A 17,107-nucleotide genomic window follows, 5' to 3' on the forward strand; every position below is an offset into this window, starting at 1 on the left:
GAAGGGAGAGGCAGGTATGCCCAAGCTGATTCTGGAGATCGAAATGGACCTCTATCGCATGCTTCAGCAGGCGGCGCGAACCAATCAACTGAGCCTGGAGGATGAATGTCGACGTCGCCTCGAGGGCGGCGTACGACGTTCGCGCTATATGGAGGCCTTGCTCGCCGAGCTGCGCGCCGATGAGGCGCAGCGGCGAGCGGAACGGGGCTGAGTTTTCGCCTGCTTCAGAGACCGCAGTCGCTCTTGTCGAACACTTCCACGGTGACCGGACGGTTGCTGCGATACTCGCTGAACTGATAACGCAGCTGCGCGCCCTGCGCCAGCAGGCTGCGATAACCCGGATTGCGGCAGACGCTGGCCGCGAGCTGGCTGCGCACCGTATCGGGGTTGCCGCGCATCTGCGCCGCATGCGCTTCGCGCACGCTGAGGTGGTTGATCAGCGTGTGACCTTCCACGGTATAGCCCTGATCGAGAATGTCCTCGTTGATCGCCCGCGGCGTGCCTTCACTGCTCTGTCGGGCGACCTGCTCCAGGGTGCGAGTCAGCTCCATCTCCTTCAGCGAGGCTGCCTGGGCAGTGGGAAGCATCAGGCTGAGCGCGAGAGCGGGGAGGATGTAACGCAGCATGTCATGTGACTCCTGAAAGCGGGGACGAGGGGTTGGACAGGGCGTCGCAGCGAATGTTCGCGCCGCTGGCCATTTGCCCGCGTGAAACAAAGTGTTACCGATGGAGACATGCTGGCCTTTGGCCGCCGCCCGTCACCACGACCAAAGGCCGGGGATCATCGGCCAAACCTGCACGTCACAGACATTGAGCCGCCGTCGCAGTCGGACGTCGCCAGTACAGACCTGCCTGAAGTCTGCCGCTGGTGCAGGAAGGACTGCGCGGTGTTCAAGCAGCGTGCAGGAGAATAACAATGACAATGCTCTTTCGGCGCTGGCCATCGCGGGTGATGGTCGGCAGTTTACTGGTTTTGCCCGTTGCGCAGGTGCAGGCATCCGGTTATCACTTCGGTTCGCAATCGGTGGCGGCGCAGGGTTCGGCACATGCCAACGGTGCCGAGGCGGCCGACCCTTCGACCATTTTCTACAACCCCGCTGGCTTAGCCCGGCTCAAGGGCACCCAGGTGACTTCCGGTCTGAGCATTCTGCTGCCGGACGGCGATTACGAGGACAAGGGTAGCCGCGATGTGTTCGGCAATCCGGTGTCGGGCGATGCCGGCGAGTTCCTGCCCGATGCCGCCGCTGCGCCCAACTTCTATTTTTCCCACGAGATCAACGACCGGGTGACGATCGGTCTGGGCATCTTTACCCCGTTCGGCGCGAAGCTCGACTACAAGGAGGACTGGGCCGGGCGCTACGGCATCCAGTCGGCCAGCCTGGAGACGGTGACCTTCAACCCGAGCATTGCCTTTCGGTTCAATGAACACCACAGCATCGGTTTCGGTGTTTCGGCGCAGTACATCAAGTCGGTGCAGCGCGGTGCGGCGGATGTCAAAGGTGCGTCGCGGCAGTTGGCTGGGCAGTTCGTCACCGCCAATCAGGAACTGACCGAGCTGGCCGCATCACCGCTTGGTCAGTTCGCCATTCCGCTGTTATACGGCATCAATGTGCCCAGTGAGATCAGCAGTTGCGACGGTCAGGCCGATGACGCTTTCGTCGACTGCGTGGCGAAGAATTTCGCCGACAACGTCCAGGGCGACGGCTATTTCCGGGTCAAGGGTGATGACTGGGGTTTTGGCTGGAATATCGGCTACATGTGGGAACCGACCGACTCGACGCGCTTTGGCGTGTCCTATCGTTCCAACATTCGCCACACCCTTGAGGGTGAGACCAAGTGGAGCTTCGCCGGCGTGTCCGGCAGCGTGCCTTCACCCGATACCGATCTGAGCGGTGGCATCGATCTCGGCATCATCACCTTGCCGCCAGCCGATGCATTGGGGCAGGTGCTGGACCCTGACAACTGGGTCAACCCTGGCGATTTCGCCGGCTCCAGGTTGCACCCAAACTCCAAGGGCAAGACCGCCATCGACACGCCGGAGATGCTCTCCTTCAACGCCTTCCATCAGCTCAACGACAAGGTGGCGCTGATGGCGGATCTGACCTTCACCCGCCACTCGCGGCTCGACGAAGTGCGTATCGGCATCGATCAGGTGGCCGGCTATCCCTACTTCAATGGCGTGACCGAGGGCGACCTGAGCGTCAAGCAGGACTGGAAGGACAGCTACAAGATCTCCCTGGGCATGAACTACCAGTACAGCGATGACCTGCTGCTGCGCACGGGGGTTGCCTACGACCGCTCGCCGGTCAATTCTCCGCAGCTACGTCATCCGGCCTTTCCCGATGCGGATCGCTACTGGCTGTCGTTCGGCGCCAACTACAAGGTGATGCGCGATACTTCGCTGGACTTCGCCTACAGCTACGTGCAGTTCTCCAGCGGCAAGATGGACTACCAGGACGGCTGCTCCCCGGCCGGCTGGGTGCCAGGCGCCGGCGGGCTGTACCAGGATAGCGGCGTGCGCTGCACCGGCAACGGTGGCAATTACACCGGGGAGTACAACACCCACATCCACTTCATCGGCCTGGCGTTGAACCATACCTTCTGATCCATCTGAGCGGCGAACGGGGGTGGTAGAATCCCACCCCCGTTCGCTGTTGCTCCCGCCATGACCCATCCAGCCCCACATGCCGTCGCCCGCCTGCGCACAGAGCGCCTGGCGCGCAGCCTCAAACCTTTTATTGCCCGTGGTTCGCGCGCCGAGCGCTGCCCGCACTGCCGGGTGCAGCCGACCCATTGCCTGTGCGCCTGGCGCCCGCAGGTCGAGGCCAATGCCGCCATGTGCCTGGTGATGCATGACATCGAGGCGTTGAAACCGAGCAATACCGGCTGGCTGATCGCTGATGTGGTGCCTGAAACCCACGCCTTCGGCTGGACGCGCACTGCCGTCGACCCGGCGCTGCTGGAGTTGCTGGCCGATCCGCAGTGGCAGCCTTATCTGGTGTTTCCCGGTGAGTACGTGGCGCCGCAGCGCGTGGTGGAGGAGGTGCGGCTTGCGCCCGGCAAGCGGCCGCTGTTCGTGCTGCTCGATGCCACCTGGACCGAGGCGCGCAAGATGTTTCGCAAGAGCCCCTATCTGGATGCGCTACCGGTGCTGAGCCTGACGCCGGCGCAGCTATCGCGCTATCGCCTGCGTCGCTCCACTCGTGGCGAGCACCTGTGCACCGCCGAGGTGGCCGCCATGTGCCTGGAGCTGGCTGGCGACCTGCGTGCCGGCGAGGCGCTGGACGATTATCTCGATGTGTTCAGCCAGCACTACCTGGCTGCCAAACGGCGTCTGCCGCTGGATCTCAACGACGCTCTGCACCAGCGTTTGCAGACGTACCGCTGAGTTCGCTGGGCAGCGGCTTGGGCCACAGCTGCGCCAGCAGCATGCCGCCGAACATCAGCGCACAACCCAGATAGCCGCGCGGTGCCAGCACTTCGCTCAGCAACAGGGCGCCGGCGATGGCAGCGAATACGGCTTCCAGCGAGAGGATGATCGCCGCATGCGAGGCGATGGCATGCTGCTGCGCCACCACCTGCAGGGTGAAACCGATCGCCACGCCGAACACACCGCCGTAGAGGATGGCCGGCCCAGCGGCAATGATGCCGTCCAGTGTCGCGGTCTCGAACACCAGCGCCAGGATCAGGCTGATCACCGCGCAGGTGGCGAACTGGATGAAAGCCAGGCGCAGCGGGTCGTGACGGCTGGCGAAGAATCCCACCAGCAACACATGCACGCCCCAGACGAAGGCGCCAGCCAACTGCAACCAGTCGCCGGAGGCCACGGTGAAGCCTTCGCCGACGCTGAGCAGGAACATGCCGACCACTGCCAGGCTGGCGCCCAACCAGATGCCGGCGCTGCTGCGTTGGCCGATCAGCAGGCCGAGAATCGGTACCACGATCACGTACAACCCGGTGATGAAGCCTGAGTTGGTCACCGTGGTGAACAGCAGGCCAACCTGCTGCAGATTGATCCCCAGCGACAGCGCCAGACCCATGATCACGCCACCCACCAGCAGGTTGCGGTTCAGCGGTGCAGCGGGGCGCTGCGAGCGACGTTGCAGCAAAGCCAGCACCGGCAACAGGACCAGGCAGGCGAGGGCGAAGCGCAGGCCGGTATAAAGGAAGGGGCCGATGTTATCCATGCCCAGACGCTGGGCGACGAAGGCGCTGCCCCAGATCATCGCGGTAATCAGCATCAACAGGTCAGCGCGCAGGGCTTGGCTTCGCATCAGGGCGTCTCGGCAGGAAAGCTGCGCATCGTGCCGCAAAGCATTGAGCTTGACCACCCCGCCACAGCTCGGCATGCTGAGCGCCGCCGTCGGTCCGAGTGGGGAGTCTGTGATGCTCAATGAGCAGGCTTGAGCGGGTCTTCAGGCGAAAAGCACTGCCATACTCACCTCAGTGCCACTCATAACAAGAACAGGATCTGCCAATGGCCGCCTACGAAATCCTGATTGCCGACGACCACCCGCTGTTTCGCAGCGCGCTACAACAAGCATTGACCCTGGGCCTGGGACCTGAAGTGCGTCTGGTCGAAGCTGCCAGCATCGCCGAGCTTGAAGGCCACCTGGCCGCCAAGAGTGATTGGGACCTGGTCCTGCTCGACCTCAACATGCCCGGTGCCTATGGTTTCTCCGGCCTGGTACTGTTGCGCGGGCAGTACCCGCAGATTCCTGTGGTGATGATCTCCGCTCAGGAAGAGGCGTCCGTGGTCAACCGGTCCCGTGAGTTCGGTGCCAGCGGCTTCATCCCCAAATCCAGCCCGCTGGAAACCCTGCAGCAGGCCGTGCGTCAGGTACTCGATGGCGATACCTGGTGGCCACCGTTGGACGAAGACAGTGCCCCGGTTTCCGCTGAGGCCAAGGCGGCCAGTGCCGGCCTCGCCAGCCTGACGCCGCAGCAGTTCCGCGTATTGACCATGGTCTGCGAAGGCCTGCTGAACAAGCAGATCGCCTACGAGTTGAGCGTATCCGAGGCGACGGTCAAGGCGCATGTGACGGCGATCTTCCGCAAGCTGGGCGTGCGTACACGCACCCAGGCAGCGTTGTTGTTGCAGCAGATGGAGTCGATCCCTGCGCAGTGAGAACCTGTCCGCGATCCACCGCATGCCGGTCTGAGCGATCATTCTGCTCAGCCAAGCCACTCAGACGATCGGCGGCAGCACGATCTGATCGCTACGACTGACGCCAGCAGTCAGCGCGCGGCATTGTTCGAGAAACTCGCGCATCGCCGCTGTCTGGTACTTCTGCTTGTGCCAGATGAAGTAGAACTGCCGGCGCAGGTCTAGCTGCGGCGTCTCCACTGGCATCAGACTGCCGCGACGAAAGGCGTCGCGCAGCGCCAGACGCGAAATGCAACCGATACCCAGGCCTGACTCCACGGCGCGTTTGATTGCCTCGGTGTGTTCCAGCTCCAGGCGGATATTCAGGTTGCGCGGATGATGCCGCATGGCCTGATCGAAGGTCAGGCGCGTGCCCGAGCCTTGCTCACGCAGAATCCAGGCTTCGTGCGTCAGCTCCTCCAGGCTGGCACTGCCGCGCAGGGCCAGTGGGTGCTGCGGCGCGCAGAACACCACCAGCTCATCCTCCACCCAGGGCTGCACCTCGATGTCCGGGTGCTGGCAGTCGCCTTCGATCAAACCGAGGTCCAGTTCGTAATGCGCGATCTGTTGCACCACATGAGCGGTGTTATGCACCTGCAGCTTCACCCTGCATTCGGGATGGCGCTGCATGAAGCTGCCGATCAGCAGGGTGGCCAGGTAATTGCCCACGGTCAGGGTGGCGCCGACGTTCAGCGAGCCATAACCGCTCTTGCCCCCCAGCAGACGCTCGATCTCTCGGGCCTGATCAATCAGGGCCACCGCCTCGGGTAGCAACTGCCGGCCCAGGGCATTGAGCGCCAGGCGCTTGCCGGCGCGATCGAACAGCTGGCAGTCGGATTGGCGTTCCAGTTCGGTCAGCGAAGTGCTGGTCGCAGACTGCGACAATGCGAGCGATTGCGCGGCGCGCGAGACGCTTTCATGCTGCGCCACGGCGACGAATACCTGAAGTTGTCTGAGAGTAAATCGCATATCGATATAACCGATAACCTATATCTTGATAATCCACTTAACAGATATTGTTGCCGCGAATAGAATGCCGCGCAATCGCGCCTTTGGCGCTGAAGTTCTTCGAGGAAATCATCATGAGCAATATGAACGTCGAGCGCGTGCTCAGCGTCCACCACTGGAACGATACGCTGTTCAGCTTCAAGTGCACCCGTGATCCGGGCCTGCGCTTCGAGAATGGTCAGTTCGTGATGATCGGTCTGCAGCAGGACAATGGCCGCCCGCTGATGCGCGCCTACTCCATCGCCAGCCCGAACTGGGAAGAGCATCTGGAATTCTTCAGCATCAAGGTGCCGGACGGTCCGCTGACCTCGCAGCTGCAGCACCTGAAGGAAGGCGACGAGATCATCATCAGCAAGAAGCCCACCGGCACGCTGGTGCTCGATGATCTCAACCCCGGCAAGCACCTCTATCTGCTCAGCACCGGCACCGGTCTGGCACCGTTCATGAGCGTGATCCAGGACCCGGAAACCTACGAGCGCTTCGAGAAGGTGATCCTGGTTCATGGCGTGCGCTACGTGAACGAAGTCGCCTATCGCGAGTTCATCACCGAGCATCTGCCGCAGAACGAATTCTTCGGTGATGCCCTGAAGGACAAGCTGATCTACTACCCGACCGTGACCCGCGAGCCGTTCGAGAACCAGGGCCGTCTGACCGACCTGATGCGCAGCGGCAAGCTGTTCGCCGATATCGGCCTGCCGCCGATCAATCCGCAGGACGACCGCGCCATGATCTGCGGCAGCCCGAGCATGCTCGACGAAACCAGCGAAGTGCTCGACAGCTTCGGTCTGAAGATTTCCCCGCGCATGCGTGAGCCGGGTGATTATCTGATCGAGCGCGCCTTCGTGGAAAAATAAGCGTCACCGTTCAATGACAAAGCCGCCCGATTGGGCGGCTTTGTCGTTTCAGGCAATTCACGCATCGTAGCCCGGATGCAATCCTCCCGGATTGCATCCGGGCTACGGGCTACATCAGTGTCTTACAGACGCTTGGCATCGATGATCAGCACCGGCTCGCGCGGTACGTTCTGGTGCATGCCGCGGTTGCCGGTGGGCACCTGGGCGATCTTGTCCACCACGTCCATGCCACGGGTCACCTTGCCGAATACGGCGTAGCCGAAGTCGCGCGAGCTGTGGTCGAGGAAGGCGTTGTCCTTGTGGTTAATGAAGAACTGGCTGGTGGCCGAATCGCGTACCTGCGTGCGAGCCATGGCCAGGGTGCCACGAACGTTATGCAGGCCATTGTCGGCCTCGTTCTTGATCGGTGCGTCGGTGTCCTTTTGGCGCATGTCGGCATCGAAACCGCCGCCCTGAACCATGAAGCCCGGAATCACCCGGTGGAACTGGGTGCCGTTGTAGAAGCCACTGTCGACGTACTTGAGGAAGTTCTGCGTGCTGATCGGCGCCTTGTCGGCGGCCAGTTCGATTTCCACTTCGCCGAGGCTGGTGGTCAGCAACACCTTGGGGTTTTCCGCGGCGAGCAGACTGGTCGACAGCAGCAGGGCGCCGGTGGCGAGAACGAGTTGCTTGAGCATGATGGTCAGTTTTCCTTGTTGGCAGTTTCGCCGAGAAAGGCGAGCAGGGCGTTATTAAAGCGTTCCGGTTGATCCAGTGGTGTGGCGTGGCGCGAATTTTCGATCACCAGCAGGCGCGCGTTGGGCATTTCTGCCACGTACTCGCGCTTGCGTTCAACAGGCGTGTAGTCGTGGTCGGCGGTAATCACCAGGGTAGGACAGGTGATGCGATCGAGGCGTTCCCGCACGCCCCAGCCGATGATCGCGTCGAGGCTGGCGAGGTAGGCGCGCTTGTCGTTCTGCGGCCAGCGTTCTTCGATCTTGCGCCGCAATTCGGCCTGCTCGGGCTTGGGGAACAACAACTTGCCCAGCGCCTTGGCGATGGTTTCCAGGCTGAGCAGACGCGATAGCGTCCAGCGCTTGCCGATCTCCAGCCAGTCCCGCGCACTCTTGGCCTTCACCTCCGGGCCGCTGTTGACGATGGTCAGGCTGCGCAACAGTTCGGGGCGGTCGACGCCAAGCTGGAAGCCGATCATGCCGCCCATGGAGATGCCCACCAGATGCACCGGCGGCAGATGCAGGTGTTCGATCAGGGCGACGACATCCTCGGCGAAGTCGGCAATGCGATAAGCCTCGCGTGGTTTGTCCGAGCGGCCATGGCCGCGAATGTCGAGAACGATCACCCGGTAGTGCTGACTCAGTACGGGGATCTGGTACTCCCAGTCGCGCGTGCTCGAGCCCAGGCCATGCACCAGTAGCAGTGGCGAACCGTGGCCGTATTCTTCGTAATGCAGCTGACAGCCATCGTTGTCGAAGTAGGGCATGGCGGGGCTCTCAGTTAGTCGACTGCGGTGCGGCGAAGGGTGCGTCCAGAGGGGCGGCATCGAAGTTCTTGATCAGCTCGATGAGAATCTGCGTGGCCGGGCCGAGTACGCGTTCCTTGTTGCTGTAGAGAAAGAAGCGCGGTTTGCGGATAGCGCCCTGAGTCAGGGGCAGAGGTTTCAGCAGACCATCCTGCAGTTCGCGGACGATCAGATGGCGCGGCAGCCAGGCGAAGCCCAGGCCGCTGCTGACGAAGGTGCGTGCGGTCGGCAGGCTGCCCACCGTCCAGCGCTGCTCCGCGCCGAGCCAGCCGGCGTCGCGCGGCTGCAGTCGGCCGCTGTCACGGGTGACTACCTGCATCTGGCCTTCCAGATCCTGGAAGCTCAGCTCGCGTTGCAGGCGGTGTAGTGGGTGTTCCGGGTTGGCGACGGCGACGAATTCCACTTCACCCAGTTCGATGCCGAGGTGGCCAGTGATGTTCAGCGCGCTGATGGCCAGGTCGGCAGTGCCTTCGAGCAGTACTTCCTCTACTCCAGACAGCACCTCCTCACGCAGGCGCACACGACAGCCGCGGCTCTGCGGCATGAAGGCGGTCAGGGCACGGACGAGGTTGGCGGTGGGGTAGGCGGCGTCCACCACCAGGCGTACCTCGGCTTCCCAGCCTTGTTCCATGTGGTGAGCCAGATCTTCCAGCTGGCTGGCCTGTTTGACCAGTTGCCGCGAACGGCGCAGCAGCACGTCGCCGGCCTCGGTGAGCACGGCCTTGCGCCCGTCGATGCGCAGCAGCGGTACGCCGAGCTGTTCCTGCATGCGCGCCACGGTATAGCTGACCGAGGATTGCGAGCGGTGCAGTACGTCGGCAGCCTGGGCGAAGCCGCCCTGATCCACCACGGCCTGCAGCGTGCGCCATTGATCCAGGGTTACACGAGGAGCTTTCATAACATCATCCTGCTTGAATCGGCTGTTATCGCCGACGATCTCCACCTACACTGGCGATCCCATGTTGGAGAGCACCGATGAAAAAAATAATCTGCTTGCTGTTCGCCTTTCTACCGCTGGCCGCCCATACCTATCCCATCGAGGTGGAAAAGCAGTTCAACGGCGCCGAGGTGTCCGCGACCACCCATGAAATCGACCACAACATGGCCGCGCTGATGCTCTACAACTATGGCCAGAGCGAGGCTGAGTGCAGCGCGGTGTTCCGCAATGGCCCGGAAGCGCCACGTACCCGGCGTAGCGTGTTGGCGCCTGGCGCCAGCAACAACATGACGGTCAAGTTCACCCGTAGCGTGATTCGCCTGCGGATCAACCTGACCTGCAATCTGAAGTGATGAAAGCCTAGATGCGATGGCTCGATAAATCAATTTAGTCGATATATATAAGCGGATATTTGCGCTTTTTAATCGAAATTCGTATCTCTACTCTGTGTTCCATCGACTCGTAACCACCTCGATGGAGCCTCAGACATGTCCCGTATTCTCGTAATCGAAAGCAGCGCCCGCCAGCAAGGTTCGGTCTCCCGCGAACTGACCCAGCAGTTCATCGCCAACTGGCAGGCTGCGCACCCGGCTGATCAGGTCCAGGTGCGTGATCTGGCGGCCGAGCCGGTACCGCATCTCGACGCCACGCTGCTGGGTGGCTGGATGACTCCGAGCGAGCAGCAGAACGATGCCGAGAAGGCTGCCCTGGCCCGCTCCAATCAACTCACCGATGAGTTGCTGGCTGCCGATGTGCTGGTGCTGGCTGCGCCGATGTACAACTTCGCCATCCCCAGTACCCTCAAGGCCTGGCTGGATCATGTGCTGCGCGCCGGCGTCACCTTCAAGTACACCGAAACCGGCCCCCAGGGCCTGCTGACCGGCAAGCGTGCCTTCGTGCTCACCGCCCGTGGTGGTATCTACGCCGGTAGCGCGCTGGATCATCAGGAGCCCTACCTGCGCCAGGCACTGGCCTTTATCGGTATCCATGACGTGCAGTTCATCCATGCCGAAGGCCTGAACCTGGGCGCCGAGTTCAGCGAAAAAGGCCTGGCTCAGGCCAAGGCCAAGATGGCTGAAGTGGCCTGATGCCGATCCGACTCTCCTGAGCGCCCGCTAGTGGGCGTGCTATGCCGGTCGCTTCGTGACGAAGTGGCCGGCTTTTTTATCTGGCTGGACAGCGCAGTCCGGCGCATGGATTGTCCGGCGCAGGGGAACGCGCTAAGGTCGCCGCCTTCCTTGGGAGGTGGCTGTGCGATATCTGCTGATAGTGACCCTGCTGTGGGCGTTTTCCTTCAGCCTGATCGGTGAGTACCTGGCCGGTCGGGTCGACAGCTATTTTGCGGTGCTGACGCGCATCGTCATTGCCGGCTTGCTGTTCGTGCCGCTGACCCGTTGGCGCGGTCATGCTCCGGCGTTCGTGCGCGGCATGCTGCTGATCGGTGCCCTGCAGTTCGGCATCACCTATGTCTGCCTGTACCTGAGTTTCTCGGTGCTCACGGTGCCGGAGGTGCTGCTGTTCACCATCCTCACGCCGCTGCATGTGACGCTGATCGAGGATGCCCTCAATCGCCGATTCAACCCCTGGGCACTACTGGCTGCGCTGGTCGCGGTGCTGGGCGCCGGGATCATCCGCTACGACGGTATCAGCAGCGGCTTTTTGCTCGGTTTTCTGTTGCTGCAGGTGGCCAACTTCACCTTCGCCGCCGGGCAGGTGCTGTACAAGCATCTGCTGCTCAAATACCCCTCCACCGAGCCGCAATACAAGCGTTTTGGTTTCTTCTACCTGGGCGCGCTGCTGATTGCGCTGCCAGCCTTCCTGCTGCTGGGCAACGGCGAGCGACTGCCGAGCACCGCACTGCAGTGGAGCGTGCTGGTCTGGCTTGGTGTGGTTGCGTCCGGATTGGGACTGTACTGGTGGAACCAAGGCGCCAGCCTGGTCGATGGCGGCACCCTGGCGGTGATGAACAACGCACTGGTGCCTGCCGGCTTGCTGGTCAATCTGCTGATCTGGAATCACGACGCTGACCTGTTGCGCCTGGCCTTGGGCGGTGTGGTGATTGCCGCTTCGCTACCGCTGGTCAGTCTGGGACGCACGCGTCGTACGCCTGCCGAGGTGCACTGATGCAACTGTCCGGGCGGGGTGTGGCGTTATCGGTTGGCGCGTCGATGCTGTTTGCCGTGTTGCCTGGCTACGTGCAGTGGCTGACGCCGCTCGATGGCGTGCAGATATTCGCTCAGCGTGTGCTCTGGTCGATTCCCCTGGTCTTGCTGCTGGTACTGCTGGCGCGGCAGACCAGCTTGCTGCGCGAGACCTTCGTGCGTCTGCGTCGCGAGCCGCTGTTGTTGGCCGCCTGCCCGCTGGCAGCGGCGCTGATCGGCGTGCAGTGGGGGCTGTTTCTCTGGGCGCCATTGGCCGGGCACATGCTGGAAGTGTCCATGGGCTACTTCCTGCTGCCGTTGGCGATGGTGCTGACCGGTAGGCTGTTCTACGGCGAGCGCCTGCGCCCGCTGCAGCAGTTGGCGGTGACCTGCGCCATGCTCGGCGTGCTGCACGAGTTGTGGCGTACCCAGGCGTTTTCCTGGCTGACGCTGATCACCGCACTGGGTTACCCGCCTTATTTCATGCTGCGCCGCTGGATGCGCCTGGATGCCTTGTCCGGTTTCGTGCTGGAGATGCTGGTGCTGGCACCGTTGGCGATCTGGCTGATCATCGCATACGGCTCGGTGGGGGCGTTCAGCGATCGTCCCTTGCTATGGCTGCTGGTACCGCTGATGGCGTTGATCGGCACCCTGGCGTTCGCCGCTTACATGGCATCGAGCCGGTTGTTGCCCTTGGGGCTGTTCGGCATTCTCAGTTATGTCGAGCCGGTGCTGTTGTTCGCCGTGGCGCTGCTGGTGCTGGGCGAGCGCTTCGACAGCGGGCAATGGCTGACCTATCTGCCGATCTGGGGAGCTGTGCTGCTGGTTGGCTGGGACAGCGCTCGGCTGCTGCGCAAGCAGCAGCGCGAGAGCATCAGGCCACGTTGATACGCGGCGCGGGGATCTGCGTCGGCACATTGGCCTGCTTCTGCACCCGATAATGCACCTGCAGGGTGCCACTGTTGAAGCGGCGCTGGTCGCTTAGGGTCAGGCTGCGTTCCATGCCCGTGGCCAGCAACGGGATACCGGCGCCGAGCAGGTGCGGCACCAGATTGATCACCACCTCGTCGATCAGCCCGGCGGTGTAGCAGTTACCCGCCAGCAGGCTGCCACCGACCAGCCAGATACGCTGGAAGCCGGCTTCGTTCAATGCCGCCATGGCTTGAGCAGGCGTGCAGTGGGTCAGCTGGATTTCGTCTGCGGCGCGCGGCAGGGCGAGGCGAGTCAGCACCACGCAGGGCTTGCTGGGGTAGGGCCATGGGCCACCGCGCTTGAGGAGGGCCTCGTAAGTGCCTCGGCCCATCAGCAGTGCGTTGATGCCGGAGTAGAAGTACTGAAAGGCATATTCTTCATCGGCCTGGCGTAGCGAGTCGAACCAGTCGATGCGCCCATCGGGGCGAGCGATGTAGCCATCGAGGCTCGAAGTGACGTGATAGATCAGTGACGGGTTCATCATTGCACCTCGGCGGGCCATCTGAAAATTGGAGTGGCGCCGCCGAGACAAGTTCGTCGCGCGCCGTACCGCTTGTCGGGTGGCCGCGCGATAGTCTCTCAGTCGAGAACGTTGCGCAGGATTTCGTAGACGATTCCGGTCGCGATGGCGACCAGCACCACGTCACGGCCGATCTGCTTCCATTCGTAGCCCTCGTAATAGGGCAGGCGCGAGATCAGGCGGCTGTCGAAGTTCTTGGCGATACCCGGTGGCAGTGGTTTGCCGCGGGCCAGGTTCTTGGCGATGCCCGGTGGCAGGGAGGAGGTCGGGCCGATCAACTGACGATTGTCGCCGAGGATGATGCGCACCCTTCCAACATCCACGGTCGGGCCGCGCAGATCGATCTGGACGCCATCATGCTGGCCCGGTTTGCCTTTGCCGGGAGGCGGGTTGGCAAGCACTGGCGACGCGGCCAACAGGACGCACAGGCCGATACTGAGAGTGGTCTGGGATTTCATGGGCATGGGGCAGCGCTCTTCGGGTGGATACAGATTGGATATCCGGCGCGCGCTCCCGGTTCCGGCCCGCTCCTGCCGGATAGCGACTCCAGACAGCCGTCCGTCGTCGCCTGAACGCGAGTTTCATGCAAAGAAATTCGGCCCCGACGGCGGAAACCGTTAGGCTATGCATCGTTTTGTCGATTTCTTTGAGGTAGTGCCCCCGTGTTTGCCCAATTCGCCCTGCATGAACGCCTGCTGAAAGCCGTGGCCGAGCTTAACTTCGTCGAGCCGACTCCGGTGCAGGCGGCAGCGATTCCGCCTGCGCTGGAGGGCAAGGACCTGCGGGTGATCGCCCAGACCGGCAGTGGCAAGACCGCCGCTTTCGTCCTGCCGTTGCTCAATCGCCTGCTCGGTGATGGCAGCTCGCAGCAGCGCGTGAGCATTCGTGCACTGATCCTGCTACCGACCCGCGAGTTGGCGCAGCAGACGCTGAAGGAAGTCGAACGCTTCGCTCAGTTCACCTTCCTCAAGGCCGGCCTGGTGACCGGTGGCGAGGACTTCAAGGTGCAAGCCGCGATGATGCGCAAGATCGATATTCTGATCGGCACGCCGGGCCGTCTGATCGAGCACGCCAACGCCGGCAACCTGCCGCTGAACGAGGTCGAGGTGCTGGTGTTCGACGAGGCCGACCGCATGCTCGACATGGGCTTCGCCGAGGACGCCCAGCGCCTTGCCGAGGCCTGCGGCCCGCACCAGACCCTGCTGTTCTCCGCTACCACCGGCGGCAATGGCCTGCGCGAGATGGTCGCCAAGGTGCTCAAGGACCCGCAGCACCTGATGCTCAACAGCGTCAGCCAGCTCAATGAGGGTACTCGCCAGCAGATCATCACGGCCGACCATAACTACCACAAGGAGCAACTGGTCGACTGGTTGCTGACCAACGAGGCCTATGACAAGGCCATCGTCTTCACCAACACCCGTGTGCAGGCCGATCGTCTCTACGGCAAGCTGGTGACCGCCGGGGTCAAGGCGTTCGTGCTGCATGGCGAGAAGGACCAGAAGGATCGCAAGCTGGCCATCGACCGCCTGCGCCAGGGAGCCGTCAAGGTTCTGGTGGCCACCGACGTGGCCGCGCGCGGTCTGGACGTCGAAGGCCTGGATCTGGTGATCAACTTCGACATGCCGCGTTCCGGCGATGAGTACGTGCACCGCATCGGCCGTACCGGCCGCGCCGGGGGCGAAGGCCTGGCGGTATCGCTGATCTGCCACACCGATTGGAACCTGATGTCGAGCATCGAGCGCTACCTCAAACAGCGTTTCGAGCGTCGCACCATCAAGGAGCTGAAAGGCATCTACCAGGGGCCGAAGAACCTCAAGGCGTCCGGCAAGGCAGCTGGCAGCAAGAAGAAAAAGACCGAGAAGAAAGACCCGAAGAAAGCCACCGCCTCCAAGCGCAAGACCGGCCCGCGTCCGGCTGGCAAACCTTCTGTGCTGGTCAGCGCCGATGGTAGCGCGCCGCTCAAGCGCAAGAAGCCGGCTGCTGAATAGTTCTGCTGGGCTAAATAGCTTCGTTTAGGCACGGTCTGCCCCCTCTCCCATTTATGGGAGAGGGCTGGGGAGAGGGTTGTTCAGTCAACTCGGAGCTGTCTGGCATACCCTCTCCCCCGGCCCCTCTCCCGCGCGGGAGAGGGGAGTTCCCTTATTCCACCCCAACGAAACCACCGGTCTGATGCTGCCATAGGCGCGCATACAGGCCTCCGTGAGCGATCAGCTCGGCGTGGGTACCGGTTTCGATGACCTGCCCCTGATCGATCACCACCAGCCGATCCATCCGTGCGATGGTCGACAGGCGATGGGCGATGGCGATCACCGTCTTGCCTTCCATCAGGCTGTCCAGGCTTTCCTGAATCGCCGCTTCCACTTCCGAGTCGAGTGCCGAGGTAGCTTCGTCCAGCACCAGGATCGGCGCGTCCTTGAGCAGCACGCGGGCGATGGCAATGCGCTGACGCTGGCCACCGGACAGCTTCACGCCGCGTTCACCGACCTGAGCATCCATGCCGCGTCCGCCCTGGCTGTCATCGAGGGTGGGGATGAAGGCATCGGCGCGGGCCTTGCGTACTGCCTCCCAGAGCTCGTCGTCGCTGGCACCGGGTTTGCCGTAGCGCAGGTTGTCACGGATCGAACGGTGCAGCAGGGCGGTGTCCTGGGTCACCACGCCGATGTTGGCGCGCAGGCTTTCCTGGGTCACCGTGGCGATGTCCTGATCGTCGATCAGGATGCGACCGCTTTCCAGGTCGTACAGGCGCAGCAGCAGGTTGACCAGGGTCGACTTGCCGGCGCCGGAGGGGCCGACCAGACCGATTTTCTCGCCGGGTGCAATGGCGATGTCCAGGCCGCTGATCACGCCGCCCTTCTTGCCGTAGTGGAAGTGGATGTCCTCGAAACGCACGCCGCCCTGCGTCACCTGCAGCGGTTTGGCATCTGCGTGGTCGAGCACTAGGCGTGGTTGAACGATGCTCTGCATACCGTCCTGCACGGTGCCGACGTTCTCGAAGATGCCGTTGACCACCCACATGATCCATTCGGCCATGTTGTTGATGCGGATCACCAGACCCAGTGCCAGGGCGATGGCGCCAGTGGTGATCAGCGACTGGCTCCACAGCCACAGGGCCAGCGCACCGGTGCCGACGATCAGCACGCCGTTGAGGCAGGTGATGAGAAAGTCCAGGGCAGTGATGGTGCGTGACTGCAGGCGGAACTTGTCGAGCAGATCCTGCATGGCTTCGCGGGCGTAGCTTTCCTCTTCCTGCGAGTGGGCGAACAGCTTGAGCGTGGCGATGTTGCTGTAACCATCGACCACGCGCCCCATGACCTTCGAGCGCGCCGAGGAAGCGGCCGCCGAGCGCGCCTTGATGCGCGGCACGAAGTACCAGAGCGCTGCGCTGTAGCCGACTATCCACAGCGACAGCGGCACCACCAGGCGCAGATCGGCGGCGGCGAACAGGTACAGCGCGCTGCCGGCATAGACCACCACATGCCACAGTGCGTCGATCACCTGCATGGCCGAGTCACGCAGCGAAGGGCCGGTCTGCATCACGCGCTGAGCGATGCGCCCGGCGAAGTCGTTCTGGAAGAAGCTCAGGCTCTGCTTGAGCACGTAGCGGTGGTTCTGCCAGCGAATTAGGTTGGTCAGGCCCGGATTGACTGCCTGGTGCGTGAGCAGGTTGTGCAGGCCGAACACCACGGGGCGGATGATCAGCGCCACCAGCAGCATCCACCACAGCTCGCTCTGGTGCTCGCTGAAGAAACTGCTGGCATCCGTGCTGGCCTGGGCCATGTCGATCAACTGGCCGAGGAAGCTGAACAGCGCGACTTCGATCAGGGCGGCGAAGAAGCCGATGATCAGCACTGCCAGCATCAGCGGCCACACCTGTTTCAGGTAGTGGCCGTAGAAGCGCAGCATGCCGGTTGGCGGGGCGGCGTCGGGGCTTGGTTTGAAGACGTCGATCAGGGATTCGAAGCGGCGAAACAGCATTGCAGGCGTCCTGCCTCAATAAGAGTGGACGCCGA

Annotated in this window: 19 protein-coding genes; 10 read left to right on the forward strand and 9 right to left on the reverse strand. The window is 62.7% G+C overall.

The features are described 5' to 3' along the window. Positions 1-16: 16 nt before the first annotated feature. On the forward strand, positions 17-211 hold the full coding sequence (locus JWV26_RS17010) for a hypothetical protein (RefSeq protein WP_074913219.1): 195 nt from the start codon (positions 17-19) through the stop codon (positions 209-211). Between the two features lie 13 nt (positions 212-224). Here the strand turns inward: JWV26_RS17010 and JWV26_RS17015 are convergent, their stop codons facing one another. After that, positions 225-626, reverse strand: coding sequence for a quorum-sensing-regulated virulence factor family protein (locus JWV26_RS17015; protein WP_021488358.1), 402 nt, complete (start codon positions 624-626; stop codon positions 225-227). Positions 627-916: 290 nt separating this feature from the next. On the opposite strand from JWV26_RS17015, the gene JWV26_RS17020 reads away from it, so the two are divergent. Next, positions 917-2,605 carry an OmpP1/FadL family transporter gene (locus JWV26_RS17020; RefSeq protein ID WP_206417390.1) on the forward strand — a complete coding sequence of 563 codons (1,689 nt, stop codon included), beginning with the start codon at positions 917-919 and terminating at the stop codon, positions 2,603-2,605. A gap of 60 nt (positions 2,606-2,665) precedes the next feature. Further along, positions 2,666-3,388, forward strand: a complete 723-nt coding sequence (locus JWV26_RS17025; RefSeq protein ID WP_074913217.1) for a tRNA-uridine aminocarboxypropyltransferase — start codon at positions 2,666-2,668, stop codon at positions 3,386-3,388. Here JWV26_RS17025 and JWV26_RS17030 read toward each other — a convergent pair. After that, positions 3,348-4,274 (reverse strand): DMT family transporter, encoded by a 927-nt coding sequence (locus tag JWV26_RS17030; RefSeq protein ID WP_206417391.1) that lies wholly within the window; start codon positions 4,272-4,274, stop codon positions 3,348-3,350. The genes JWV26_RS17025 and JWV26_RS17030 overlap by 41 nt on opposite strands. A 203-nt stretch (positions 4,275-4,477) precedes the next feature. Here JWV26_RS17030 and erdR point away from each other — a divergent pair, with 203 nt between their 5' ends. Beyond that, positions 4,478-5,128, forward strand: coding sequence for a response regulator transcription factor ErdR (erdR, locus tag JWV26_RS17035; protein ID WP_206417392.1), 651 nt, complete (start codon positions 4,478-4,480; stop codon positions 5,126-5,128). Positions 5,129-5,188: 60 nt separating this feature from the next. Here erdR and JWV26_RS17040 read toward each other — a convergent pair whose 3' ends face one another. After that, complete coding sequence (locus JWV26_RS17040) at positions 5,189-6,115, reverse strand: LysR family transcriptional regulator (RefSeq protein ID WP_206417393.1); 927 nt, start codon at positions 6,113-6,115, stop codon at positions 5,189-5,191. Between the two features lie 113 nt (positions 6,116-6,228). Between JWV26_RS17040 and fpr the strand changes: the two genes are divergently transcribed. Beyond that, entirely contained in the window at positions 6,229-7,008 is a 780-nt protein-coding gene (gene fpr / locus JWV26_RS17045) for a ferredoxin-NADP reductase (RefSeq protein ID WP_026041990.1), read from the forward strand. A 122-nt stretch (positions 7,009-7,130) separates the two neighbouring features. On the opposite strand, the gene JWV26_RS17050 is transcribed toward fpr, so the two are convergent. The 3 genes from JWV26_RS17050 to JWV26_RS17060 are packed head-to-tail and all read right to left on the reverse strand — an operon-like array spanning position 7,131 to position 9,425. Continuing rightward, entirely contained in the window at positions 7,131-7,685 is a 555-nt protein-coding gene (locus tag JWV26_RS17050; RefSeq protein WP_072422755.1) for a peptidylprolyl isomerase, read from the reverse strand. A 5-nt stretch (positions 7,686-7,690) separates the two neighbouring features. Further along, positions 7,691-8,488, reverse strand: a complete 798-nt coding sequence (locus JWV26_RS17055; RefSeq protein WP_072422754.1) for an alpha/beta fold hydrolase — start codon at positions 8,486-8,488, stop codon at positions 7,691-7,693. Between the two features lie 10 nt (positions 8,489-8,498). Then, positions 8,499-9,425, reverse strand: a complete 927-nt coding sequence (locus JWV26_RS17060) for a LysR family transcriptional regulator (RefSeq protein WP_017677935.1) — start codon at positions 9,423-9,425, stop codon at positions 8,499-8,501. Between the two features lie 77 nt (positions 9,426-9,502). Between JWV26_RS17060 and JWV26_RS17065 the strand changes: the two genes are divergently transcribed. From JWV26_RS17065 to rarD, 4 genes are all read left to right on the forward strand, one after another. After that, positions 9,503-9,817: a 3-phosphoglycerate kinase gene (locus tag JWV26_RS17065; RefSeq protein WP_206417394.1), complete on the forward strand. Its 315-nt coding sequence runs from the start codon at positions 9,503-9,505 to the stop codon at positions 9,815-9,817. Positions 9,818-9,952: 135 nt separating this feature from the next. Continuing rightward, on the forward strand, positions 9,953-10,552 hold the full coding sequence (locus JWV26_RS17070; RefSeq protein ID WP_206417395.1) for an FMN-dependent NADH-azoreductase: 600 nt from the start codon (positions 9,953-9,955) through the stop codon (positions 10,550-10,552). Positions 10,553-10,715: 163 nt separating this feature from the next. Beyond that, the gene (locus tag JWV26_RS17075) at positions 10,716-11,588 is read left to right on the forward strand and encodes a carboxylate/amino acid/amine transporter (RefSeq protein ID WP_072422751.1); all 873 of its coding nucleotides are present in this window, start codon (positions 10,716-10,718) and stop codon (positions 11,586-11,588) included. Continuing rightward, a complete protein-coding gene (gene rarD, locus JWV26_RS17080) occupies positions 11,588-12,493 on the forward strand; it encodes an EamA family transporter RarD (RefSeq protein WP_206417396.1) in 906 nt (301 codons plus the stop codon). The genes JWV26_RS17075 and rarD overlap by 1 nt, the downstream gene beginning before the upstream one ends. Here rarD and JWV26_RS17085 read toward each other — a convergent pair. Both JWV26_RS17085 and JWV26_RS17090 read right to left on the reverse strand, forming a co-directional pair. Then, positions 12,480-13,058, reverse strand: coding sequence for a dihydrofolate reductase family protein (locus JWV26_RS17085; RefSeq protein ID WP_206417397.1), 579 nt, complete (start codon positions 13,056-13,058; stop codon positions 12,480-12,482). The two genes, rarD and JWV26_RS17085, sit on opposite strands and share 14 nt — an antisense overlap. Before the next feature lie 98 nt (positions 13,059-13,156). After that, entirely contained in the window at positions 13,157-13,561 is a 405-nt protein-coding gene (locus tag JWV26_RS17090) for an anti-virulence regulator CigR family protein (protein ID WP_206417398.1), read from the reverse strand. Positions 13,562-13,759: 198 nt separating this feature from the next. On the opposite strand from JWV26_RS17090, the gene JWV26_RS17095 reads away from it, so the two are divergent. Next, the gene (locus JWV26_RS17095) at positions 13,760-15,085 is read left to right on the forward strand and encodes a DEAD/DEAH box helicase (protein ID WP_079784344.1); all 1,326 of its coding nucleotides are present in this window, start codon (positions 13,760-13,762) and stop codon (positions 15,083-15,085) included. Between the two features lie 151 nt (positions 15,086-15,236). Here the strand turns inward: JWV26_RS17095 and JWV26_RS17100 are convergent, their stop codons facing one another. Continuing rightward, the gene (locus JWV26_RS17100) at positions 15,237-17,072 is read right to left on the reverse strand and encodes an ABC transporter ATP-binding protein (RefSeq protein WP_206417399.1); all 1,836 of its coding nucleotides are present in this window, start codon (positions 17,070-17,072) and stop codon (positions 15,237-15,239) included. Between the last annotated feature and the right edge of the window lie 35 nt (positions 17,073-17,107).

The organism is Ectopseudomonas toyotomiensis (assembly GCF_017167985.1).
GTDB lineage: Bacteria > Pseudomonadota > Gammaproteobacteria > Pseudomonadales > Pseudomonadaceae > Aquipseudomonas > Aquipseudomonas toyotomiensis.

Excerpts from the sequence above, each read along its gene's own strand:
- JWV26_RS17065 (WP_206417394.1), top strand. The coding sequence starts at position 9,503 with ATGAAAAAAATAATCTGCTTGCTGTTCGCCTTTCTACCGCTGGCCGCC.
- rarD (WP_206417396.1), top strand. The coding sequence starts at position 11,588 with ATGCAACTGTCCGGGCGGGGTGTGGCGTTATCGGTTGGCGCGTCGATG.
- JWV26_RS17070 (WP_206417395.1), top strand. The coding sequence starts at position 9,953 with ATGTCCCGTATTCTCGTAATCGAAAGCAGCGCCCGCCAGCAAGGTTCG.
- erdR (WP_206417392.1), top strand. The coding sequence starts at position 4,478 with ATGGCCGCCTACGAAATCCTGATTGCCGACGACCACCCGCTGTTTCGC.
- fpr (WP_026041990.1), top strand. The coding sequence starts at position 6,229 with ATGAGCAATATGAACGTCGAGCGCGTGCTCAGCGTCCACCACTGGAAC.
- JWV26_RS17055 (WP_072422754.1), bottom strand. The coding sequence starts at position 8,488 with ATGCCCTACTTCGACAACGATGGCTGTCAGCTGCATTACGAAGAATAC.
- JWV26_RS17090 (WP_206417398.1), bottom strand. The coding sequence starts at position 13,561 with ATGCCCATGAAATCCCAGACCACTCTCAGTATCGGCCTGTGCGTCCTG.
- JWV26_RS17085 (WP_206417397.1), bottom strand. The coding sequence starts at position 13,058 with ATGAACCCGTCACTGATCTATCACGTCACTTCGAGCCTCGATGGCTAC.
- JWV26_RS17010 (WP_074913219.1), top strand. The coding sequence starts at position 17 with ATGCCCAAGCTGATTCTGGAGATCGAAATGGACCTCTATCGCATGCTT.
- JWV26_RS17100 (WP_206417399.1), bottom strand. The coding sequence starts at position 17,072 with ATGCTGTTTCGCCGCTTCGAATCCCTGATCGACGTCTTCAAACCAAGC.
- JWV26_RS17015 (WP_021488358.1), bottom strand. The coding sequence starts at position 626 with ATGCTGCGTTACATCCTCCCCGCTCTCGCGCTCAGCCTGATGCTTCCC.
- JWV26_RS17030 (WP_206417391.1), bottom strand. The coding sequence starts at position 4,274 with ATGCGAAGCCAAGCCCTGCGCGCTGACCTGTTGATGCTGATTACCGCG.
- JWV26_RS17040 (WP_206417393.1), bottom strand. The coding sequence starts at position 6,115 with ATGCGATTTACTCTCAGACAACTTCAGGTATTCGTCGCCGTGGCGCAG.
- JWV26_RS17050 (WP_072422755.1), bottom strand. The coding sequence starts at position 7,685 with ATGCTCAAGCAACTCGTTCTCGCCACCGGCGCCCTGCTGCTGTCGACC.
- JWV26_RS17060 (WP_017677935.1), bottom strand. The coding sequence starts at position 9,425 with ATGAAAGCTCCTCGTGTAACCCTGGATCAATGGCGCACGCTGCAGGCC.
- JWV26_RS17025 (WP_074913217.1), top strand. The coding sequence starts at position 2,666 with ATGACCCATCCAGCCCCACATGCCGTCGCCCGCCTGCGCACAGAGCGC.
- JWV26_RS17020 (WP_206417390.1), top strand. The coding sequence starts at position 917 with ATGACAATGCTCTTTCGGCGCTGGCCATCGCGGGTGATGGTCGGCAGT.